This window comes from Bradyrhizobium sp. USDA 4506, from assembly GCF_054058795.1.
The window spans coordinates 5,585,640-5,603,436 of sequence record NZ_JBSSBM010000002.1 but is presented as its reverse complement, the minus strand read 5'-3'; the positions used below and the strand labels follow the sequence as shown (position 1 = coordinate 5,603,436).

At 59.2% G+C, this 17,797-nt stretch carries 14 protein-coding genes; 11 read left to right on the top strand and 3 right to left on the bottom strand.

The genetic code is table 11. From position 1 onward, the window contains the following. Nucleotides 1-263 precede the first annotated feature (263 nt). Nucleotides 264-1,559, top strand: coding sequence for a glycosyltransferase family 4 protein (locus ACVIHF_RS28625; protein ID WP_253606958.1), 1,296 nt, complete (start codon nucleotides 264-266; stop codon nucleotides 1,557-1,559). On the opposite strand, the gene ACVIHF_RS28620 is transcribed toward ACVIHF_RS28625, so the two are convergent. After that, on the bottom strand, nucleotides 1,495-2,772 hold the full coding sequence (locus ACVIHF_RS28620; protein ID WP_253606959.1) for an acyltransferase family protein: 1,278 nt from the start codon (nucleotides 2,770-2,772) through the stop codon (nucleotides 1,495-1,497). The genes ACVIHF_RS28625 and ACVIHF_RS28620 overlap by 65 nt on opposite strands. Further along, complete coding sequence (locus ACVIHF_RS28615; protein ID WP_309145012.1) at nucleotides 2,769-3,917, bottom strand: polysaccharide biosynthesis/export family protein; 1,149 nt, start codon at nucleotides 3,915-3,917, stop codon at nucleotides 2,769-2,771. Before ACVIHF_RS28615 ends, ACVIHF_RS28620 begins: the two co-directional genes overlap by 4 nt. Before the next feature lie 597 nt (nucleotides 3,918-4,514). On the opposite strand from ACVIHF_RS28615, the gene ACVIHF_RS28610 reads away from it, so the two are divergent. The 5 genes from ACVIHF_RS28610 to ACVIHF_RS28590 all read left to right on the top strand — a co-directional run bounded on the left by ACVIHF_RS28610 (nucleotide 4,515) and on the right by ACVIHF_RS28590 (nucleotide 11,659). Next, nucleotides 4,515-5,891, top strand: coding sequence for an O-antigen ligase family protein (locus tag ACVIHF_RS28610; RefSeq protein WP_253606961.1), 1,377 nt, complete (start codon nucleotides 4,515-4,517; stop codon nucleotides 5,889-5,891). A 143-nt stretch (nucleotides 5,892-6,034) separates the two neighbouring features. Beyond that, the gene (locus ACVIHF_RS28605) at nucleotides 6,035-7,900 is read left to right on the top strand and encodes a hypothetical protein (protein WP_253606962.1); all 1,866 of its coding nucleotides are present in this window, start codon (nucleotides 6,035-6,037) and stop codon (nucleotides 7,898-7,900) included. Nucleotides 7,901-8,147: 247 nt separating this feature from the next. After that, on the top strand, nucleotides 8,148-9,131 hold the full coding sequence (locus tag ACVIHF_RS28600; RefSeq protein WP_225158756.1) for a GNAT family N-acetyltransferase: 984 nt from the start codon (nucleotides 8,148-8,150) through the stop codon (nucleotides 9,129-9,131). Nucleotides 9,132-9,251: 120 nt separating this feature from the next. Next, nucleotides 9,252-10,322: an NAD-dependent epimerase/dehydratase family protein gene (locus tag ACVIHF_RS28595; protein ID WP_253606963.1), complete on the top strand. Its 1,071-nt coding sequence runs from the start codon at nucleotides 9,252-9,254 to the stop codon at nucleotides 10,320-10,322. Nucleotides 10,323-10,339: 17 nt separating this feature from the next. Further along, nucleotides 10,340-11,659 (top strand): DUF4910 domain-containing protein, encoded by a 1,320-nt coding sequence (locus ACVIHF_RS28590; protein WP_253606964.1) that lies wholly within the window; start codon nucleotides 10,340-10,342, stop codon nucleotides 11,657-11,659. A 4-nt stretch (nucleotides 11,660-11,663) separates the two neighbouring features. On the opposite strand, the gene rfbC is transcribed toward ACVIHF_RS28590, so the two are convergent. Then, the gene (gene rfbC / locus ACVIHF_RS28585; RefSeq protein WP_092081503.1) at nucleotides 11,664-12,194 is read right to left on the bottom strand and encodes a dTDP-4-dehydrorhamnose 3,5-epimerase; all 531 of its coding nucleotides are present in this window, start codon (nucleotides 12,192-12,194) and stop codon (nucleotides 11,664-11,666) included. Nucleotides 12,195-12,402: 208 nt separating this feature from the next. Between rfbC and ACVIHF_RS28580 the strand changes: the two genes are divergently transcribed. The 5 genes from ACVIHF_RS28580 (at nucleotide 12,403) to ACVIHF_RS28560 (ending at nucleotide 17,797) form a co-directional block, all read left to right on the top strand. After that, nucleotides 12,403-13,692, top strand: coding sequence for a class I SAM-dependent methyltransferase (locus ACVIHF_RS28580; protein ID WP_310881547.1), 1,290 nt, complete (start codon nucleotides 12,403-12,405; stop codon nucleotides 13,690-13,692). After that, a complete protein-coding gene (locus ACVIHF_RS28575) occupies nucleotides 13,689-14,483 on the top strand; it encodes a glucose-1-phosphate cytidylyltransferase (RefSeq protein ID WP_028338408.1) in 795 nt (264 codons plus the stop codon). Before ACVIHF_RS28580 ends, ACVIHF_RS28575 begins: the two co-directional genes overlap by 4 nt. 5 nt (nucleotides 14,484-14,488) lie before the next feature. Next, on the top strand, nucleotides 14,489-15,142 hold the full coding sequence (locus ACVIHF_RS28570; protein ID WP_310881548.1) for a PIG-L deacetylase family protein: 654 nt from the start codon (nucleotides 14,489-14,491) through the stop codon (nucleotides 15,140-15,142). A gap of 110 nt (nucleotides 15,143-15,252) precedes the next feature. Then, nucleotides 15,253-16,263: a hypothetical protein gene (locus ACVIHF_RS28565; protein WP_456792908.1), complete on the top strand. Its 1,011-nt coding sequence runs from the start codon at nucleotides 15,253-15,255 to the stop codon at nucleotides 16,261-16,263. 13 nt (nucleotides 16,264-16,276) lie between these two features. Further along, nucleotides 16,277-17,797 (top strand): lipopolysaccharide biosynthesis protein, encoded by a 1,521-nt coding sequence (locus ACVIHF_RS28560; protein WP_456792907.1) that lies wholly within the window; start codon nucleotides 16,277-16,279, stop codon nucleotides 17,795-17,797.

The window sequence follows — 17,797 nt, the reverse complement described above, 5'->3', positions numbered from 1 at the left end:
TCGCCTCCGGGGCTTGAGCTTGAGCTGGACCGCACGAGGTAACGTTGCGGAGAACCTACCAAGACTGCTTCGGCAATGCTTCTACGTCGAAAATCCAAGCGGATAAATGGATACGGCGCCTTTCTATCATTGTTTCGTTAAGAGGAACGAGGCAACTATTAACGCAAGGCTCAGGCTTAAGCATTGAGTAAGCCGAGCTGTGTGAAATGTGGGCTTAGCGAGCATCTCAGTACCTGTCGATGTCGGCAGGCAGGTTTGGATCGATGCACTCAGACCGCCTAAATATTCTCTTCGTGTCACAGATGCCTGCGAGCCCGCCGCGGATCGGCGCGCAGGCACGCATGCACGGTTTGATGACGGAATTGGCTCAGCGCCATGACCTGACGGCAGTCATGCTCGTGGATGACGAGCACGACATCGACGAATGCCGAACTGCCATGCAGGCCTATTGCCGCAAGGTGGTGCTCGTGCGTAACCCGTTCGGTCGCGATGGGATGCCGAAGCGCTTGCTTCAACTGCGCTCCCTGGTGTCGCCCCTCAGCTTCGAGCGTTTGCGAATCACGGCAGACGTAGTGCGGCAGACGCTGGACGACTTGCTTGGGTCCACGCGCTTCGACGTGGTTAATCTCGAGTTCACGTTCCTTGGTCACTACGAGTTGCGCAAGGCGCCGGCAGGAGAGAAGCTTCCGGTATTGGTCGTGGATTCTCACAACATCGACTATGACCTTGCCCGCCAGTACGCCCAAAGCGGCGACAGCCTGTTTCGTCGCCTTTATTCCGAAGTCAATTGGCGCAAGCTTCGGAAGGAGGAGCTTGGGACCTATCGTGACGCAGACGGCGTCTATCTATGCAGCGCGACTGACGAACGACGGCTGCTTGAAGAAGTGCCGGAAGCCAGGACTACTGTCATTCCCAATGCCGCGGACATCGAGTTCTATCGCCCGCGTGCCGACGATCCGAAGCCCGACGGGCGCACTGTCGTGTTCTTTGGTCTTTTGTCATATGCACCGAATGTCGACGGTGTCATCCACTTCATCAATGATATATGGCCGCGCATCGCGGCCAGCCATCCAGATGCGCGTTGCAAGATCATTGGCGGTTCGCCGCCCTCCGCCCTGTTGGCGCTGGCAGGTCCCCGAATCGAGTTCACCGGCTTCGTGCCGGATTTGAGACCGCATCTTGCCGAGGCGGCGGTCGTCGTCGTCCCTCTGCGATTGGGAGGCGGGACACGGCTCAAGATTGTCGAGGCTATGGCGATGGGCAAGGCAATCGTCTCGACAACCCTGGGCGCCGAGGGGATCGAGGCCGTGCCGGATCGTGACATCATGATCGCGGACGATGTCGAGAGCTTTGCCGCCCGTGTCAGCGGCTTGCTGGGCGATGCCGATCGTGCTGCGGATCTCGGACGTTCCGCAAGGCAATTGGCTGAAAGCAAGTATGCCTGGAGTTCAGCAGCTCGCGCTCTCGAGAGCTTCTACCGAACGAGACTCGCCATCAGTTGCGGTACGGATGAGAAGGCGCCAATGCGTCGCCAGCAGCAACGGGGCGTCGAGCGCTGAAGAACCGCTTCAGTTCCAGGAAACGCTTTTCGACGAACTCATAGCTCAGATAAGCGATTAGCAGCGAGACGAGCGCGCCCGCTGTCGCCTGTATTGCCACGGCTGCGCTGTGAGAGCCAAGCCATTCGCCGAGTGTCAGTTCGGTTCGATGAGTCACAAGGTAGTACGATATGAAGTGATGGTAGACGTACAGGCCGTAGCTATAGGTCCCGAGAAGCATCAAGGGTCGGCTGCAGAAGAGGCGCGATACCAAGGAATGCTTTCGCGCAACAAGCACCCAGATGAGGAGACAAGCCAACAGCACGGTGATGATGGAAGACCGAACCGGAAGGACGAAAGCGTTGCCTTGGTCGGTCACCAGGCGCGTCCAGATGAAAGTCAGGGACAGCAAGGCAAATGCAGTGGTCGCAGCGTACGGAAGGGCGCCCACAAGTCGCTGAAGTCCGCCCGGTTGTCGGACGACCACGGCGAGAAAGGCGCCAAGGGCCAGACCGTCCAGGCGAAACGGTGTCAACACGTAGGTTGTCCACCAGCTAAGTCCGGCCAAGGAGCCGCCCAGGCGAGCGAGCATCGCAGCGACCGATAGGCCGAGGCTGACCGCAATCAACTTTCTCGGTTGCTTCGCGACCAGATATACGACGAGCGGCCAGAAGAAATAGAAATGTTCTTCGATGCAAAGCGACCAGAGATGCTCCAGATATGAGAATGACCAGTCACCGTTCCATGCGATGTAGACGTTGACTCCGTACAGCCAGGCCCAGGCCTGACGATCTATCAGATAGTCGAGGGTCGGACCACGCAGCGGGCTCACAAGCGGAGCGACGAAGAAGACAAGTGCGAGTACGCCATAGTAGAGCGGAAAAATGCGCAGCACTCGCCGTATATAGAAATTGCGGAAGAAGTTCGGGTCCTCCCGTGAATCATAGAGGATTCCGGTGATGAGAAAGCCGGACAGGACGAAGAACAACTCGACGCCATAGGAGCCGTAGTTGGTGATTCCGACGACGATCTTCTCGACAGCGTTGGTCGGCAACGTATTGCCGACGAAGTGCAGTAGCATCACCATGACGATGGCAAGTCCCCGCACGCCGTCGAGCGCAGGAATGTGTCCGTGAAGGCGTGGCCACCGGTCGCGGACTGTTGCCTCGGCGGATTCGGTTGCCGGCAGCATACCTGCCGCGCGAGCCGATTCCGCCAGGCCAATTGTCGTCATCGGGACGACGTAACGATGGTTGTCGCGCCAGAGATGCTGCCGTTGGCGAGTCCCTTCAGCGTGTAGGCATCGATCCCGGCGACGATTGGATCGCTCACTGTGCCGACGATCATCCGAAGGTAAGTCATGAACTTTGTCGCTTCGACAGAATTTGCGTTGGACGCGAAGATGACATCTTTATTCCGCATCTCGAATTCTGTCGCGATGAAGTAGCCGCCGGGATCTCTCAAATCGAGAATATAGATAACGGGGACAAGGGGTCCGCTATAGCGAGTGCAGTCGACGCCGAGCTGCTTGGCAACTTCGCGTGGCTCTCCTCGGTAGATAAACACGGATCCAGGGTCGGCGTGATCATCCTTGAGGCCGCCCGCCTTCGCCATGGCCTCGGCCAGTGTCAGGCGCCAGGCTCCAAACGAGAACTGCCCCTGTTGCCCGGAAGCGCCCATCGCGAGGAAGGTTTGCGGCTGCGTGAATACGTAGACCGTATCTTGGGGGCGAACGAAGATGTTGTTTGCCGGTTGGCTGAGCAGCGATCCGAACGGTGCGGTACCCTGCCGGCCGTCGCGTTCGAGGGTCACCCAGGTATCGAAGCCGGGATTCTTGGGGCCGCCCGCGCGTGTGATGATGTCGAGCAGCCGCTCGCCGCTGGCGCTTGCAGGCAAGCGTGCAGGCGTTCCGACCTCGCCCAATACGCTGATCGACGTTGCCTTCTGATCCACCAGCGCAACCACTGCCTGTGGTTCGATCGCACGGTCCTGCAGGGACTTCACGATCGCATTCTGGACTTCCTCCGGCGTCCGGCCCGCAGCGCGGATCGAGCCACCATACGGAACTGTGATGTTGCCTTTGTAATTCACGGCCTGATTGGGCAACGTGACATAGTTTCCCTGACGCGTGCCGGCTTCGGTCGGAGTAAACAGGCCACCGGCCATCGATTCAAACAGCGTCACGCTGACCGTGTCGCCGATGCCAAAGCGAATCTCGGGCGGGCCGCGGCGATCCGTGAAAACGCGGTCGATCCGCCTGGAGTTGCGCACCAGGACCCTCTCGGTGTCAGCCGTCAGGCGCACCAAAGCATAGTGCACGCTTTCAGGGTCGGTCTGCCCCGCGCGGACATAGGAGCTCGCCGGTCCCGAGGTCGGCATGGTCGAGCAGCCAGCGAGCGCGATTGTCGCTGTGATGGCCAGGGCGCCCAACAGGCGGCCACTGAGACGCGAGGAATTGCCAGCCGAATGCGCCGGCGCCACTTCACGAGTGGTCAGGCGCGGCGTTCGTTGACTACTCTTGCCTGCACTTCTCGGCACGACATTGGACCCTGGTTAACGAAGATTAACGAACGCAGTCTTGGTAAACGCCGGTCTCCTCTTCGCGCTTGTTTGCGCGCCGCTTGCGGTCGTCGCCGTCCGGCATCGACTGCCGTACTGCCGGACAGAGGCTCGGAAGAAATTTGCGCGAGTAAACATGTACTTACGCGGCATCCACAATTTCCCGGAATATCAATCGACCAAGCGAAACAGCCCGCCCTGTGCGCCACGCTAGGGGACAAGCGTTAACGAAGCGTTCACTATAAAAATTCAGGAAAGATTGACTTATCGTTGGTGTTCGCAGCCGTGTCTGAGTACGTGTTGGCGCCAGTGCCATTGAGAGGCTGATCGTATCGCTGCGCGGCCCCACGATCGGGCAAGGCAGGCGATTAACGATCAGCGTGCTGCCTTGGCGACTGGAGTTGACGGGCACCGAGCATGCACGAAGCCGTATTGCGTTCTCAGCGACCAGGCTTGGCGGCTCCCTCCGGTCGGGTAATCGATAGATACGCGATCATCCCGCTGCTGGCTTGTGTCTACGCCACGATTGCTTTTCCCCTGATCCTCGTGACCTGTAGTCCGACGGACTCGGCTTGTCTTTTGGAAGCTCGACCAGAGAGCAAAATCTTTTGGCCGATCCTGTCCGCAGTCGCGCTCGTCGTTGCGCTGCGCAATCGGTCGCGACTCCGCTTTCCGCCGATCCTGATCATACTGTTTGCCTATCTTGCGCTGGCGGGGGCGAGCGTTGCCTGGGCATTCAAGCCGGAGGCTTCGGGGATCAGGTTTGCGCAGCAGGCCATGATCATCGCCTCGATCGCGCTCCCGGCGATCGTTGCAACTCGATCGACCGACCTGTTGCGCGGCCTGTTCTGGTGCTTCTTTATCGCTGCCGTGCTGAACATGCTGTTCGTCATGGGCAGGCCGCCGATCGACGTGAAGTTCGCCACATGGGGCTACCCCGGCTATTTCTCGGGCAAGAACTATCTAGGTGAATGCGCTGCCGTTGCATTCCTGCTTGCGCTCCATGAGCTGCTTCATCCCGGACGGCGACGGGTTCTCGGCATCGTTACCGCGCTCATGTCTGTTGCGCTGCTGCTGCTGAGCAATTCAAAGACGGCGCTTGCTCTTGCGGTGCTTGTCCCGGCGTTCGCCTGGACCTTGCTCAAGCTTTCCAGGGCTACCCGCGTTCCGGTGTGGGTGATTGTCGTATCGATACCGATTTGCTGGATGGTCTTTTCGTTCGTTACCGGCTTCAGCATGAATCGCGTGTCGTACATGCTGTACGGCGATTCGACTTTCACGGGCCGTACCATCATTTGGGATTTTGCAAATATGCAAATCGCAAAGAAGCCGCTGCTGGGCTGGGGTTATCAGTCGTTCTGGCTGGTTGGACCCGACGCGCCGAGCATCGTGGAAGCGCCGGGCTGGGTCAAGGAGATGCCCAACGCCCACAATGGGTATGAAGACACGTTGCTCGAACTTGGCTATGCGGGATTTTTCCTGCTTGTCGCGTTCATCCTTGCGACGATACACGGCATTGGTCGCCTGGCGCGTTTTGATCTTTCGCGGGCACGGATCCTGCTGTCGATCGTTCTCTACGTTGCCATCACAAACGGTCTCGAGAGCACATGGATGCGCGGCTTCGAAATGCTGTGGGTCGTGTTCGTCATAGCCGCGGTTGAAGCTGCCAGATATTGGGGGCAGGCGTATCCCGCGGCCAGCTTGCGAATAGCCAGGCGTCCAGCAATGCGGCGCATCCACGGACCGCGGCTCAGGCCGCCGTCCACTCCCATCAACGTCGTGAGGTCACGCTAGCAGGCGCGAAGCCAGCGGGTTCTGCGCCGCAAGTCAGAGGATGTATGTTCAACCGGAAAGTCATCGCGACGCGGCGCAACCCTGGTCACGAGACGCTGCGAGCGGCCCCGCGGCGGCGGCCTTGGCGATGTTTGGCTGCAACGATGATCTTCGTTGCATGCTCAAGCCATTCGTCCGCATTTGCTCTCGACTCGATGGAGATACTGCCCTCAGATCGCGCGACCACCTGGCAACCCGGCCTGACGGCCGAGGGTGGTATACCCTCTCGAAAAACCATCTGCGCGACGCTGTCGCCTCGTGGCGGCACACTCGATGACGCTGCGGTAATCCAGGGCGCAATCAACGCATGTCCGGTAGGGCAGGTCGTGCAACTGTCCGCGGGACGGTTTCTGATCAATGGCGGCAATTTCCTGCTGCTCAACAAGGCAATTACCCTGCGCGGCTCCGGTCCGGGCCGGACGATGCTCGAAAAGCAAGATGGCGCGAAACCTTTCAACGACGCGGTCGGTGCCCGGCCATCTCCGCTGGTCGTGGTGGGACCGTCGCTTTTCTCCAGCACGAGCGATACGGTCAATGCCGTGCGGTCGGCGAACCTTCGAAATGATGCAATAAAGGGCGAAAGAACGGTCGAGGTCGACGACGCTGCGGGCTTTGTGCCTGGACAGATCGTGCTGCTCGACGAGGCGTCGGCCGCTGATTGGCGTGTCGACCCGCAGGGGCGAGGGGAGATCTGGGCGTCGGAAGATTTCAGGGTTGTCTGGCAAAAGCACAAGCCCGCAATTCAGTTTGTCGATGACTTTGCACCCGATGGGTTTCCGTCGACGCCGCAAAGCGCCGGATCGTGGTTCGGGAGACCTGATCGGCCCGTCGCCGAGATCAAGGAGATCAGCGCCGTCTCCGGTTCCAGGATCACCTTCACGACTCCAATTCACATCAGCTATCGGAAAGCAAACGCAGCTCAACTGTCGCGATTCGCGCAGCCGCATGTGAAGCACGCGGGCGTCGAAGATCTGGCGCTCAAGGGAGGCGACGCGGGCAATCTTCGCTTCAATTGGGCTGCTTCTTCGTGGGCGAAGAACGTCGACAATTCGGTTTGGCACGGCGAAGGCTTTGCAATTCACAGCTCCTTCCGCGTCGAACTGCGCGAGTTCTACGTGCACGACGCGGCCTGGGCTCAACCCGGCGGAGGCGGATATGCGATTAGCCTTTCCGCCGGATCGTCGGAAGTTCTGATCGAGAATGGAATTGCCGTGAGGGCCAACAAGCTGGTGGTGGCGCGTTCCGCCGGGGCGGGCTCCGTGGTCGGCTATAATTACATGGACATGGGCTACATCAATACGAATGGAGCCTGGATCGAGACCGGGCTCAACGCCAGCCACATGGTGGGCGCCCATCACGTCTTGTTCGAGGGCAACTACGCTCAGAACGCCGACAGCGACGACACTCACGGCAACAGCATCTATCACACGTTTTTCCGCAACTATCTGCGCGGCGTCCGGGCAGCGTTCGACAATCAGGCTGGCGGGACGATCGATGATGTGTCGCAGCCCCGCAATGGGCCGCGTCGCGCCGCCGGTCTGATGGCGTATTCCTACTGGATGTCTTTCATAGGAAACGTGCTCGGGGTTCCCGGTCAGATGGACGGCTGGTCGTATGAAACCCGTTTTACCGACGCAAAGCCCGGCGTCTGGATGCTCGGCTGGGACGCCGTGAAGCCATATCCGACGGACGCAAAGGTTGCGACGTCCACGATTCGATATGGCAATTTTGATTACCTCACCAACAAAACGCACTGGGATTCCGGAAGCGAGGATCGCGCCTTGCCTGCTTCCATGTACCTCACAAGCCGCCCCCCGTTCTTCGACGCCGGGCGCGGATACGAGTGGCCTTGGGTGGACCCGGTCGGAGAGACGAAGCTTCATGTGCTTCCGGCCAAAGCACGCTATGACGCCGGCACGCCGTTCGTGCAGCCGAATTTGGATGGATCGGCACGCAAAAGTTCGCAGTGAGCACACGCCTCGTGGGCAATGATTAAATATATTTTGAACAGGCGCGGTATTGCGTCAATGCGTCACCTGACCGACGCCGAGCTCAGAGGCTAACTAGGCGAGCGCCCCGATTTAAATGCTGCAGACGTCGTTAACTACAATAGAAGCTAAGGCCTTCTGATCCGCGCGGACCTTGGGCATTTCTGCACGTTTTGGTTTAATCAGATTGCCGATTCGCTATCCGGTTAGTCTCCGGAAGAGGAATTTGATGCGCAAATCGGTCTTTCACGAGGATTGGTGGCTGGATGCGCTGGCTCCCGGTGGCTGGCGCGAAGTCACTTGTTCGCGTGGCGGGCGCGTCGTGGGTTCTCTCCGGTTCGTCACGCGTACTGAAGGCGGGATGAACATATGTGAGATGCCTCAAATCACGCGCTTTCTCGGGCCGACGGTCACGCTGCAGTCCGGCAAGACGGAAGCGCGCATGCGGTTGGCGCATGCGGTCATCACTGACCTGCTCAAACAGGTCGCGGATTTCGATCACGTCGAGATGACGCTCGATACCGGGTTTAGCGATGTGGCCGCGTTCCTCGCGTGCGGCTACGAGGTGCGCGCGCATCCGACTTTCATGCTGAAATGCACGATCCCCCGAGACGAGCTCTGGTCGGGATTGCGCGACAAGACAAAGAACGTGATACGACGCGCGCGGGAACGGCTCGCCATTCGCGAAGTCACGTCCCCAAAATACTTCGTGAAGTATTACCAGGCCAACCTGGAGGGCGCGAAATCGTATTTCGACCTCTCTCGATTGGAAGCTGTCTATGCCGCCGCGAGCGAGCGACAGCAATGCAAGATCCTCGCGGCGGTGGACTCGAACAACAACGTCCACGCCCAGGTCTTCTTCGTCTGGGACCACAAGTTCGTGCACTATTTCCTGTCATCGCGGGACAGGAGCATTGCGCATCCAGGCGCAGTAAGTCTGCTCCTCTGGAGTGGCATCGAGCTGGCGCACGAGCGGGGCCTTCATTTCGATTTCGATGGCGGAATCGAAAACGAGGCGCGATACAAATTCGTTGTGGCGTTCGGCGGAGAACTGGCCAATCGCTTCGACGTCAGCCGCTCCACCACACGTTACCGGCTTCACCGGCAACTACGCAGAGTTCCCCAAGCGCTGCTGCGGCGTCTCTCGCCTGGCGCCGCTACCGGCGACGTCAACGATCATGGGGTACGGCTCAACCATTTTCCGTCGTCCTGAGCGGATCGTTCCCGCAATTTCAGGCGCGCCATTAACTAAGGTTTTACAAACACGTGCATCAGCGGGCGATTTTGAAATAAGTAGGCGAGATAGAAACAGAATAAATTTGGAGGCGTTTAGATGCGCGTTCTCGTGAGCGGACATCTCGGCTACATCGGAACAGTGCTCACCCCGATGCTACGGCGTGCCGGGCACGAAGTCGTGGGCCTCGACAGCGATCTGTACTCTCGCTGCACATTTGCAGAAGGCGGGTCGATCGTGGATGTGCCGGCCCTTTGCAAGGACACGCGAGACATCGAACTTGCGGACCTGAAGGCTTTTGATGCGGTCCTGCATCTTGCCGCGCTGTCGAACGATCCGCTCGGCAATCTGAGACCCGGCCTTACCGACCAGATCAATCATGTAGCCAGCGTGCGCCTCGCGCAACTGGCCAAGCAAGCCGGTGTGCGACGGTTCGTGTTCGCGTCCTCCTGCAGCAACTACGGCAAGGCGGGCGAGGGCATGATCGACGAAACCGGAGCGCTCAACCCGGTGACTGCCTATGGCGAATCCAAGGTGCAGTCGGAGCGCGATATTGCCGGCCTCGCCGGTGACGGATTTTGCCCGGTCTACCTGCGACCCGCAACGGCTTACGGCGTATCTCCCCGGCTCCGATTCGATGTCGTGCTGAACAATCTCGTTGCCTGGGCGGTGACAACGCGGAAGATCCTCTTGAAGTCGGACGGCACGCCCTGGCGGCCCATCGTTCACATCGAGGACATCTCCCGCGCCTTTATCGCGGCGATGGAGGCTCCCGAGGCGGCGGTGTTCAATGAAGCTTTCAACGTCGGCCAGACGGCGCACAACTACCAGATCCGCGATCTCGCGAAGATCGTCGCCGATGTTGTCCCCGGTTGTCAGATCGAATTTGCCGATGGCGCCGGTCCCGACACGCGGTCCTATCGCGTGAGCTTCGAAAAGATTCGAACCAGGCTGCCGGAGTTCAAGCCGCAATGGGATGCGAAGATGGGCGCGGAGCAGCTCTATAAGGCCTACCGGGTCTCGGGCATCACGCTCGAAGAGTTCGAAGGTCCCCGGTATCAGCGCATCAGCCACGTCAACAAGTTGCTGGCGGACGGCGTGCTCGATGCGGATCTCCGCCATGTAAAGTCGAGGCAGAGCGTCGGGCAATCGGCTCTCGCCGCGAACTAATACACGCGCCGATCGATTTGACACACCAGGAGGACGGCGTGTCGGCGGCAGACGATGTCACAAGTTCAGGCGCAAAGATCTTTGCGCTTGCCCAAAAGATCTACCCGATCTGCCGCAGCATTACCGGTAACGGTGTGCGGCAGACCCTTCGGGAGATCGGTGCGCACATCTCCCTTGATGTCCACGAGGTGCCGACCGGTACACCCGTTCTCGACTGGGTCGTGCCGCGCGAGTGGAACATCCGGGACGCGTACATCAAGGACCCGCGGGGCCGGAAGGTCGTGGATTTCAGCGAATCGAACCTGCACGTCATGAGCTACAGCGTGCCGGTGCGCCGCACCATGTCGCTGGACGAGCTTAAGTCCCACATCTTCACATTACCCGATCAGCCGGACCTGGTCCCCTACCGAACGTCTTACTACCAGGAAAACTGGGCTTTCTGCATGGCCCACCGACAGCTGGAGCAACTGCGGGACGATAGCTACGAGGTCGTGATCGACTCGACCCTCGCCGACGGGCATTTGAGCTATGGTGAGTATTTTCACCGGGGAGAGTCAGACGACGAGGTGCTTCTGTCGGCGCATGTTTGCCATCCCTCGCTTGCCAATGACAATTGTTCCGGTCTGGCCCTGCTTGCGGAGCTCGCAAGCCGCATCTCCCAGATGCGAACGCGATACAGCTATCGGTTTCTCTTTGCGCCGGGAACGATTGGCGCGATCACCTGGCTCGCCCGCAATGAGCATCGTGTGTCTCATATCAAGCACGGCCTCGTGGTATCAATGGTCGGAGACGGCGCCGGTCCGACATACAAGAAGAGCAGGCAGGGCGATGCCGAGATCGACCGTGCAATGATACACACGCTGCAGCATTCCAAACTGACGCCGACGATTTTGGAGTTTTCGCCCTACGGCTATGATGAGCGGCAATACTGCTCGCCCGGGTTCAACCTGCCGGTGGGATTGTTTCAGCGCAGCCGTTTCGGTGCCATCCCTCAGTATCATACCTCGGCCGACGACCTGAGCTTCATTCGGCCGGAGCACCTCGGGGAATCCTTCCGCATCATTTCCGAAGTCATCGACCTGCTCGAAGGCAACCGCAGCTACTACAACACGTCGCCGAAAGGCGAACCGCAGCTGGGTAGACGCGGACTCTATGGTGCGATCGGCGGCGACAAGGACGCCGCTGCAGCCAACATGGCGATGCTGTGGATTCTAAATCTGTCCGACGGACATCATTCTCTGCTTGATATCGCCAGGCGTGCCGACCTGCCATTCCCGGTCATTCTGAAGACAGCAAAAGTGCTCGAGCGCCACGGACTTCTCGCGCCTGTGCGGTAAGCGCTCAGGTACCGTGAAGCGGCCAGTTCAAGTCTTTATCGGAGATCGTGCTGACGGCCAGAGGCCAGCTGATGCCGAACATCGGGTCGTCGTATCGGACGCCGTTAGCAGCCGAAGGCTCGTAGAACTCCGAAATCAGGTAATTGACCTGAACGTTGTCGCTCAAGGTTTGAAAGCCGTGTGCGAACCCCTTGGGGATGTAGAGCTGCGAACCGTTCTCCGCTGAAAGCTCGAAGCCGCGCCATTGACGAAAGGTCGGCGAGCTCGCACGCAGATCGATGATGACGTCCCAAATCGATCCGTTCAAGCAGCGCACGAGCTTAACCTCGCCGTGCGGCTCATTCTGAAAGTGCATTCCGCGCAATGTTGCCTTGCGCGAGGAGCTCGAGATGCTGTGCTGGGGAAATCTGGTCACGAGCCCGTGTGCACGAAACTCGTCTTCGCAAAACGTGCGCGCGAAAAAGCCGCGCTCATCGTGTGCAGGCTCGACTTTGACGAGCCACGCTCCGTCAAGTCCTGTTGCTTCAAAGCGCATGGGACGTATCCACTCCCGGCCGAGAGGCCAATTGTCGACGACCAGTTCTATACAATTTTACTAAAATTTTCAGCAACTGCGTGGTTTACCTTGTTGTTCGATATCGCTTCATATTGTTCGCTTTCATACGATAAAATTCAATCTAACGAGCCCGATTTAAGCGCCGGCAATCTCATACTCGGCAATCCTATATTCATGGTACGGCCCAATGAACGCTCACTCGAGATTCAAATCAATTCGGTCGAAATCCTCTCACGGTAACTGCCGTCTGTGCGGCGCGACGTTGAAATCGACGTTTGTCGACCTGGGAATGTCGCCCCTCTGCGAAAGTTTTCTCACAGCCGACCAGACCGACGCCATGGAGCCGTACTATCCGCTGCACACCGTGGTTTGCGGGGCCTGCTTCCTGGTGCAACTCCAGGAATACGTCAAACCGGAGCATATCTTCACCGAGTATGCCTACTTCTCGTCTTACTCGACGTCGTGGGTGGAACATGCGCGGCGCTACTGTGAGATGATCAAGGCCAGGCTGAGCCTTGGTGCCGAGAGCCGCGTCTACGAGATCGCGAGCAACGACGGCTACCTGTTGCAGCACTTCCTGCCGCTCGGGGTGCCGGTCACGGGAATCGAGCCGGCGGCCAACGTGGCCGAAGTTGCTAGGCAGAAGAACGTCCCGACAATGGTCGAGTTCTTCGGCCTGGAGCTGGCGCGGAAGCTGGTGTCAGATTGCAAGCGCGCCGACCTGATTATCGGCAACAACGTGCTGGCACAGGTTCCGGATCTAAACGATTTCGCCGCCGGAATGGCGTGCCTGCTCACGCCGCAAGGCGTGATTACGCTCGAATTCCCGCATCTTGAGCGGCTCATCGACGAAAATCAGTTCGATACCATTTATCACGAGCATTTCTCCTATTTCTCGCTGGTCACGACCGATCGTCTGGCGCGGCGGCATGATCTGAAGGTTTTCGACGTCGAGCAGATCTCAACGCATGGCGGCTCGCTTCGCGTCTATCTCTGCCGCGCCGATGCGACTCACGCCGTCTCCGCCGCGGTGACCGCACTGCTGGCCCATGAGCGTCGGATCGGCCTGGAAGACATAGGTCAGTACGAGCAGTTTACATCGCGGGTTCATCGCACCAAGCGCGAACTGCTGTCGTTCTTGATCGCGAGCAAGAACAAGGGCGCGCGGATCTGCGGCTATGGCGCTCCCGGCAAGGGCAACACGCTGCTGAACTACTGCGGCATCGGTACGGACTTCCTCGACTTCACCGTGGACCGCAACCCCTACAAGCACGGCCGCTATACACCGGGAATGCACATTCCGATCCTCCCAGTCGAAGCCATCGACGAGGCCCGTCCCGACTACCTGTTCATCCTTCCCTGGAATTTGAAGAGGGAAATCGTCGCGCAAATGCGGCATGTCGCGGACTGGGGCTGCAAGTTCATCGTTCCGATTCCTAACGTCGAAATCATTGATCCGCGTGAGGTTGCGCCATGAAGGTTGTCCTTTTTTGCGGCGGTCTCGGTACGCGGATCCGCGAGTATTCGGAGAGCATACCGAAGCCGATGGTCCCGATCGGCCATCAGCCGATCCTCTGGCATGTGATGCAGTACTACAGCCAGTACAATCACAATGATTTCATATTGTGCCTTGGCTACAAGGCGAACGTCATCAAGGATTACTTCCTCAATTATCGCGCGACTGCGAACAGCGACTGCGTGATTTCGGAGTACGGCAAAAAGGTCGAGTTGATCGGCGAACATCAGCCGGACTGGCGGGTTTCGCTGGTGGATACGGGGACATGGCGCAACATCGGGCAGCGCTTGCTGGCCGTCCGCCATCTCGTCCAGGACGAGGAGATGTTCCTTGCGAACTACAGCGACGGGCTGACCGATGCGCCGCTGCCGGACATGATCCAGAAGTTCAAGGAAAGCGGAAAGATCGGCTGCTTCGTGGCGATCCATCCACCGATCAGCTTCCACCTTGCCGAGTTTGACGCCGAGGGGTCGGTGCAGCGGATTCGCTCGAGCCAGGAGTCCGAGATCTGGATCAACGGCGGCTACTTCATCTTCCGCAACGAAATCTTCGACTACATCAAGGAGGGAGAAGAACTCGTCCAGGAACCGTTCAACCGTTTGATCGAGGGCGGTCATCTCATGGCCTATCGCTATGAGGGTTTTTGGCGCGCCATGGATACCCTGCGCGATAGACAAGTGTTGGAGGATATGGTGGAGCGGGGCGACACGCCGTGGCGGCTGAATCACTCGTCGGTAGCCAGCGCGGCATAACCGGAATGAGAGCATTGCAGCTTGCCAGGCCCGGAGACCGTCTGTCGATCCTATGCCTCGGCGCCCATTCGGATGATATTGAAATCGGCGCGGGAGCGACGCTGCTTGGTCTGATCGAGCACGGTATCAAGCTGGACGTGCATTGGTGCGTTCTAAGCGGTGGCGCCATACGGGAGGCTGAGGCGAGTGCGTCGGCGGCTGACTTCTTGTGCGAGGCTGCATCCGCGAAGGTCGAGGTGCTGTCGTTTCCCGACGGATTTTTCCCGGAAAGGGGAGAAGCCATCAAGGAATGGTTTGAATCGCTGAAGCGGCGGGTCGAGCCCGACGTCATTCTGACGCATCGCAGGGATGATGCTCATCAGGACCATCGCCAGGTCTGCCGCCTGACCTGGAACACGTTTCGTGATCATCAGATTCTGGAATATGAGATCCCGAAGTGGGATGGCGACTTCGGTCAACCCAACGTTTACATGCCGGTGTCGGCGGCGGCGCTCGATCGTAAGATTGAACTCCTGCTCAAGCATTTCGGAACGCAGCGATCCAAGCAGTGGTTCGATGCAGACACCTTTCGCGGCCTCGCACGGATTCGGGGCATGGAGTGCAGGGCTACGGAACGCTTCGCCGAGGCATTTTTCGGGCGAAAGTTGACACTGATCTGACGATGGTTGCGCGGACGTCACGCAGCCGGTGAAGTTCTGATTGCAGGATTTATCTCAAGGCGCACGATATGAGCACGTTATTCTCAAGTATCTTTCGCGCTGGTGACCTGGTGGAGGTCAGAAGCAAGGAGGAGATCCTCGCGACGTTGGATGCCAACGGCCGCCTGGAGGAAATGCCCTTCATGCCAGAGATGCTGAAGCATTGCGGCAAGACGCTTCGCGTCGGCAAGCGAGCTCACAAGACCTGCGATCCCGCGCTAGGTATCGGCGGCCGCAAGATGCTGAACACGGTGCATCTCGAGAACATTCGCTGCAATGGCGCGGCTCATGACGGCTGCGAGGCGGCCTGTCTGATATTCTGGAAGGACGCCTGGTTGAAGCCGGCGGGCGAGAAAGGGCCGTCGCCAAATGGCGCGGGCAAGCCTTTCGGGTCTGGCGGCTGCAGCGAGGAAACGCTGTGGAGCACGATCAAGCATCCGCCGAAAGTCGGCGAAACCGAGCCGACCTACGTTTGCCAGAACACACAGGTAAAATTCGCCACGCAACCCCTGAAGTGGTGGGATCCGCGTCAGTATGTCGAGGACTACACTTCGGGTAACGTTCGGTTGCAGGACCTCGTCGTCGGATTGACGTTCTCGGTCTGGCGCACGGTCACCGAAGCAGGGCTCGGCATCGGCACCGCGATGCGCTGGATCTACGACACATTCCAGCGCATGAGAGGTGGCGTACCTTATCCGATCAGGCCCTTCGGTGTGCCGGAGGGGAGCAAGGTTCCGCAGTCCCGGCTTGATCTGCAGGTGGGCGACGTCGTGCGCGTCAAGCCGTACAAGGACATCCTCGAGACGCTGGACTGCAATTACCGCAACCGCGGCCTGTATTTCGATCCGGAGATGGTACCGTTCACGGAACGCGAGTACGAGGTCGAGAGGCGTCAAAAGCAGATCATCGACGAAGGTTCGTGCAAGATGGTCCGTTTCAAGACGGACGCGATCATCCTGAAGGATGTCGTGTGTGAGGCGCGCTATGCGATCTGCCGCCGCTTCTGCCCGCGCGCCATCTATCCCTATTGGCGAGAAATCTGGCTTGAGCGGGTACCTCAAAGCCAGAATCCGGCGAATTGAGCGGGAACGACGCGTGCATCGGAACGAACGTACCGATCAGTATTTTGCGGATAACAAGCCATATTCTGGCCTTGGCCGCAGGTCGCTGCACAGCGGCGTGGCGTTCATTGCTGCGCGTGGACTGAATATCTTCGTTCAATTGGCCTCGACGATCGTGCTGGCGCGACTGCTCGGACCGCATGATTTCGGGTTGGTGGCCATGATGCTGGCCCTGATCGGCTTTGCTCCCCTTTTCGTCGATCTCGGGATGAGCGAGGCCTCCGCCCAGCGGAGCAGCATCTCGCGCGCCGAGGTCAGCACGTTGTTCTGGCTGAATGTTCTGATCGGCGTCGTGCTGGCTGTCGTGCTGGCTGCGTCCGGTCGGTGGATAGCGCGTGCCTTCGGCGAGCCATCGCTCGCGGGCATAGCGGTGGCATTGTCGGTGACCTTCCTGATGATGGCTTTGTCGACGCAGCACTATGCGTTGATGCGTCGGGCAATGCAGTTTCGCCGCATCGCGATGATCGACATATCGGCGAACATCATCGGAAGCGCTGCAAGCGTCGGATTGGCGCTTTCGGGCTGGAGCTACTGGGCGCTGATCGCCAAGCCGATCATAACATCGGCCTTGACCGTCGTGGGAGCCTGGACCGCCTGTCGATGGATCCCAGGCAGGCCCAGGCTCACGCCAATGGTCAAGGAACTGCTGCGGTTCGGGCTGGGAGTGACCGGCTTCACCATGACGGATTACTTCGCTCGTTCGGCGGACAGAATCGCGATGGGGTATTTCCTCGGGGCGGGGCCGCTTGGCTATTTTCAGAACGCCTTCACGATCTACAATAACCTGCTGTCGATTCTCAGTGAGCCGCTGCATAACATCGCGGTTTCGGGACTGAGCAAGCTCCAGCACAGTGCGGCCGAATTGAAGCGCTCCTGGGAAGGCGCGCTTTCATTGCTTTGCTACTTTTCGGGGCCTGCCTTCGCGGCCCTGGCCGTGAGCGCTCATGACATCGTGATCGTGCTTCTCGGAGAAAAATGGTCTCCAGCGGGCTCCTTGCTCTGCATCCTGGCCATTCGCGGCATTGCAGATTGCATCGAGCGAACTCTCGGTTGGGTGCATGTCGCGGTCGGGCGTCCCGATCGGTGGATGCGATGGGGCATCTTCAGTGCAATCTGCCAATTGGTTGCGCTTGCAGCCGGACTGCCGTTCGGCGTGGTCGGAGTGACGATCGCCTACACGGTCACCATGTTTGTGCTGTTCGTTCCTGCGCTCGTCTATGCCGGCAGGCCTGTCGGGATCACAATCGGGGACGTCCTGCGCGCGACAGCGCCGCAGACCATTGCTGCGCTGGTCGCGGTAGCGATCGCCTTCTCGATACAGGGCGCATTCCTGCAGGAATTGCCGCGGTTGCTGCGAATTCCCGTCGCGAGCGTGATCTGTGTGACGGCCTACCTGGCCGTCGTGGTCGGGGTCTTCAGGATCACGCGGCCACTGCAACTCGCGTGGTCCTTGCTACGCGACTTCGGCATTGTACGACTGCAAGTCAACTCCTGA

Bases quoted from the DNA above. Each gene is read 5' to 3' on its own strand.
- ACVIHF_RS28595 (WP_253606963.1), top strand. From the start codon at position 9,252: ATGCGCGTTCTCGTGAGCGGACATCTCGGCTACATCGGAACAGTGCTC.
- ACVIHF_RS28610 (WP_253606961.1), top strand. From the start codon at position 4,515: ATGCACGAAGCCGTATTGCGTTCTCAGCGACCAGGCTTGGCGGCTCCC.
- ACVIHF_RS28620 (WP_253606959.1), bottom strand. From the start codon at position 2,772: ATGACGACAATTGGCCTGGCGGAATCGGCTCGCGCGGCAGGTATGCTG.
- ACVIHF_RS28625 (WP_253606958.1), top strand. From the start codon at position 264: ATGCACTCAGACCGCCTAAATATTCTCTTCGTGTCACAGATGCCTGCG.
- ACVIHF_RS28575 (WP_028338408.1), top strand. From the start codon at position 13,689: ATGAAGGTTGTCCTTTTTTGCGGCGGTCTCGGTACGCGGATCCGCGAG.
- ACVIHF_RS28570 (WP_310881548.1), top strand. From the start codon at position 14,489: ATGAGAGCATTGCAGCTTGCCAGGCCCGGAGACCGTCTGTCGATCCTA.
- rfbC (WP_092081503.1), bottom strand. From the start codon at position 12,194: ATGCGCTTTGAAGCAACAGGACTTGACGGAGCGTGGCTCGTCAAAGTC.
- ACVIHF_RS28580 (WP_310881547.1), top strand. From the start codon at position 12,403: ATGAACGCTCACTCGAGATTCAAATCAATTCGGTCGAAATCCTCTCAC.
- ACVIHF_RS28605 (WP_253606962.1), top strand. From the start codon at position 6,035: ATGATCTTCGTTGCATGCTCAAGCCATTCGTCCGCATTTGCTCTCGAC.
- ACVIHF_RS28615 (WP_309145012.1), bottom strand. From the start codon at position 3,917: ATGCCGACCTCGGGACCGGCGAGCTCCTATGTCCGCGCGGGGCAGACC.
- ACVIHF_RS28600 (WP_225158756.1), top strand. From the start codon at position 8,148: ATGCGCAAATCGGTCTTTCACGAGGATTGGTGGCTGGATGCGCTGGCT.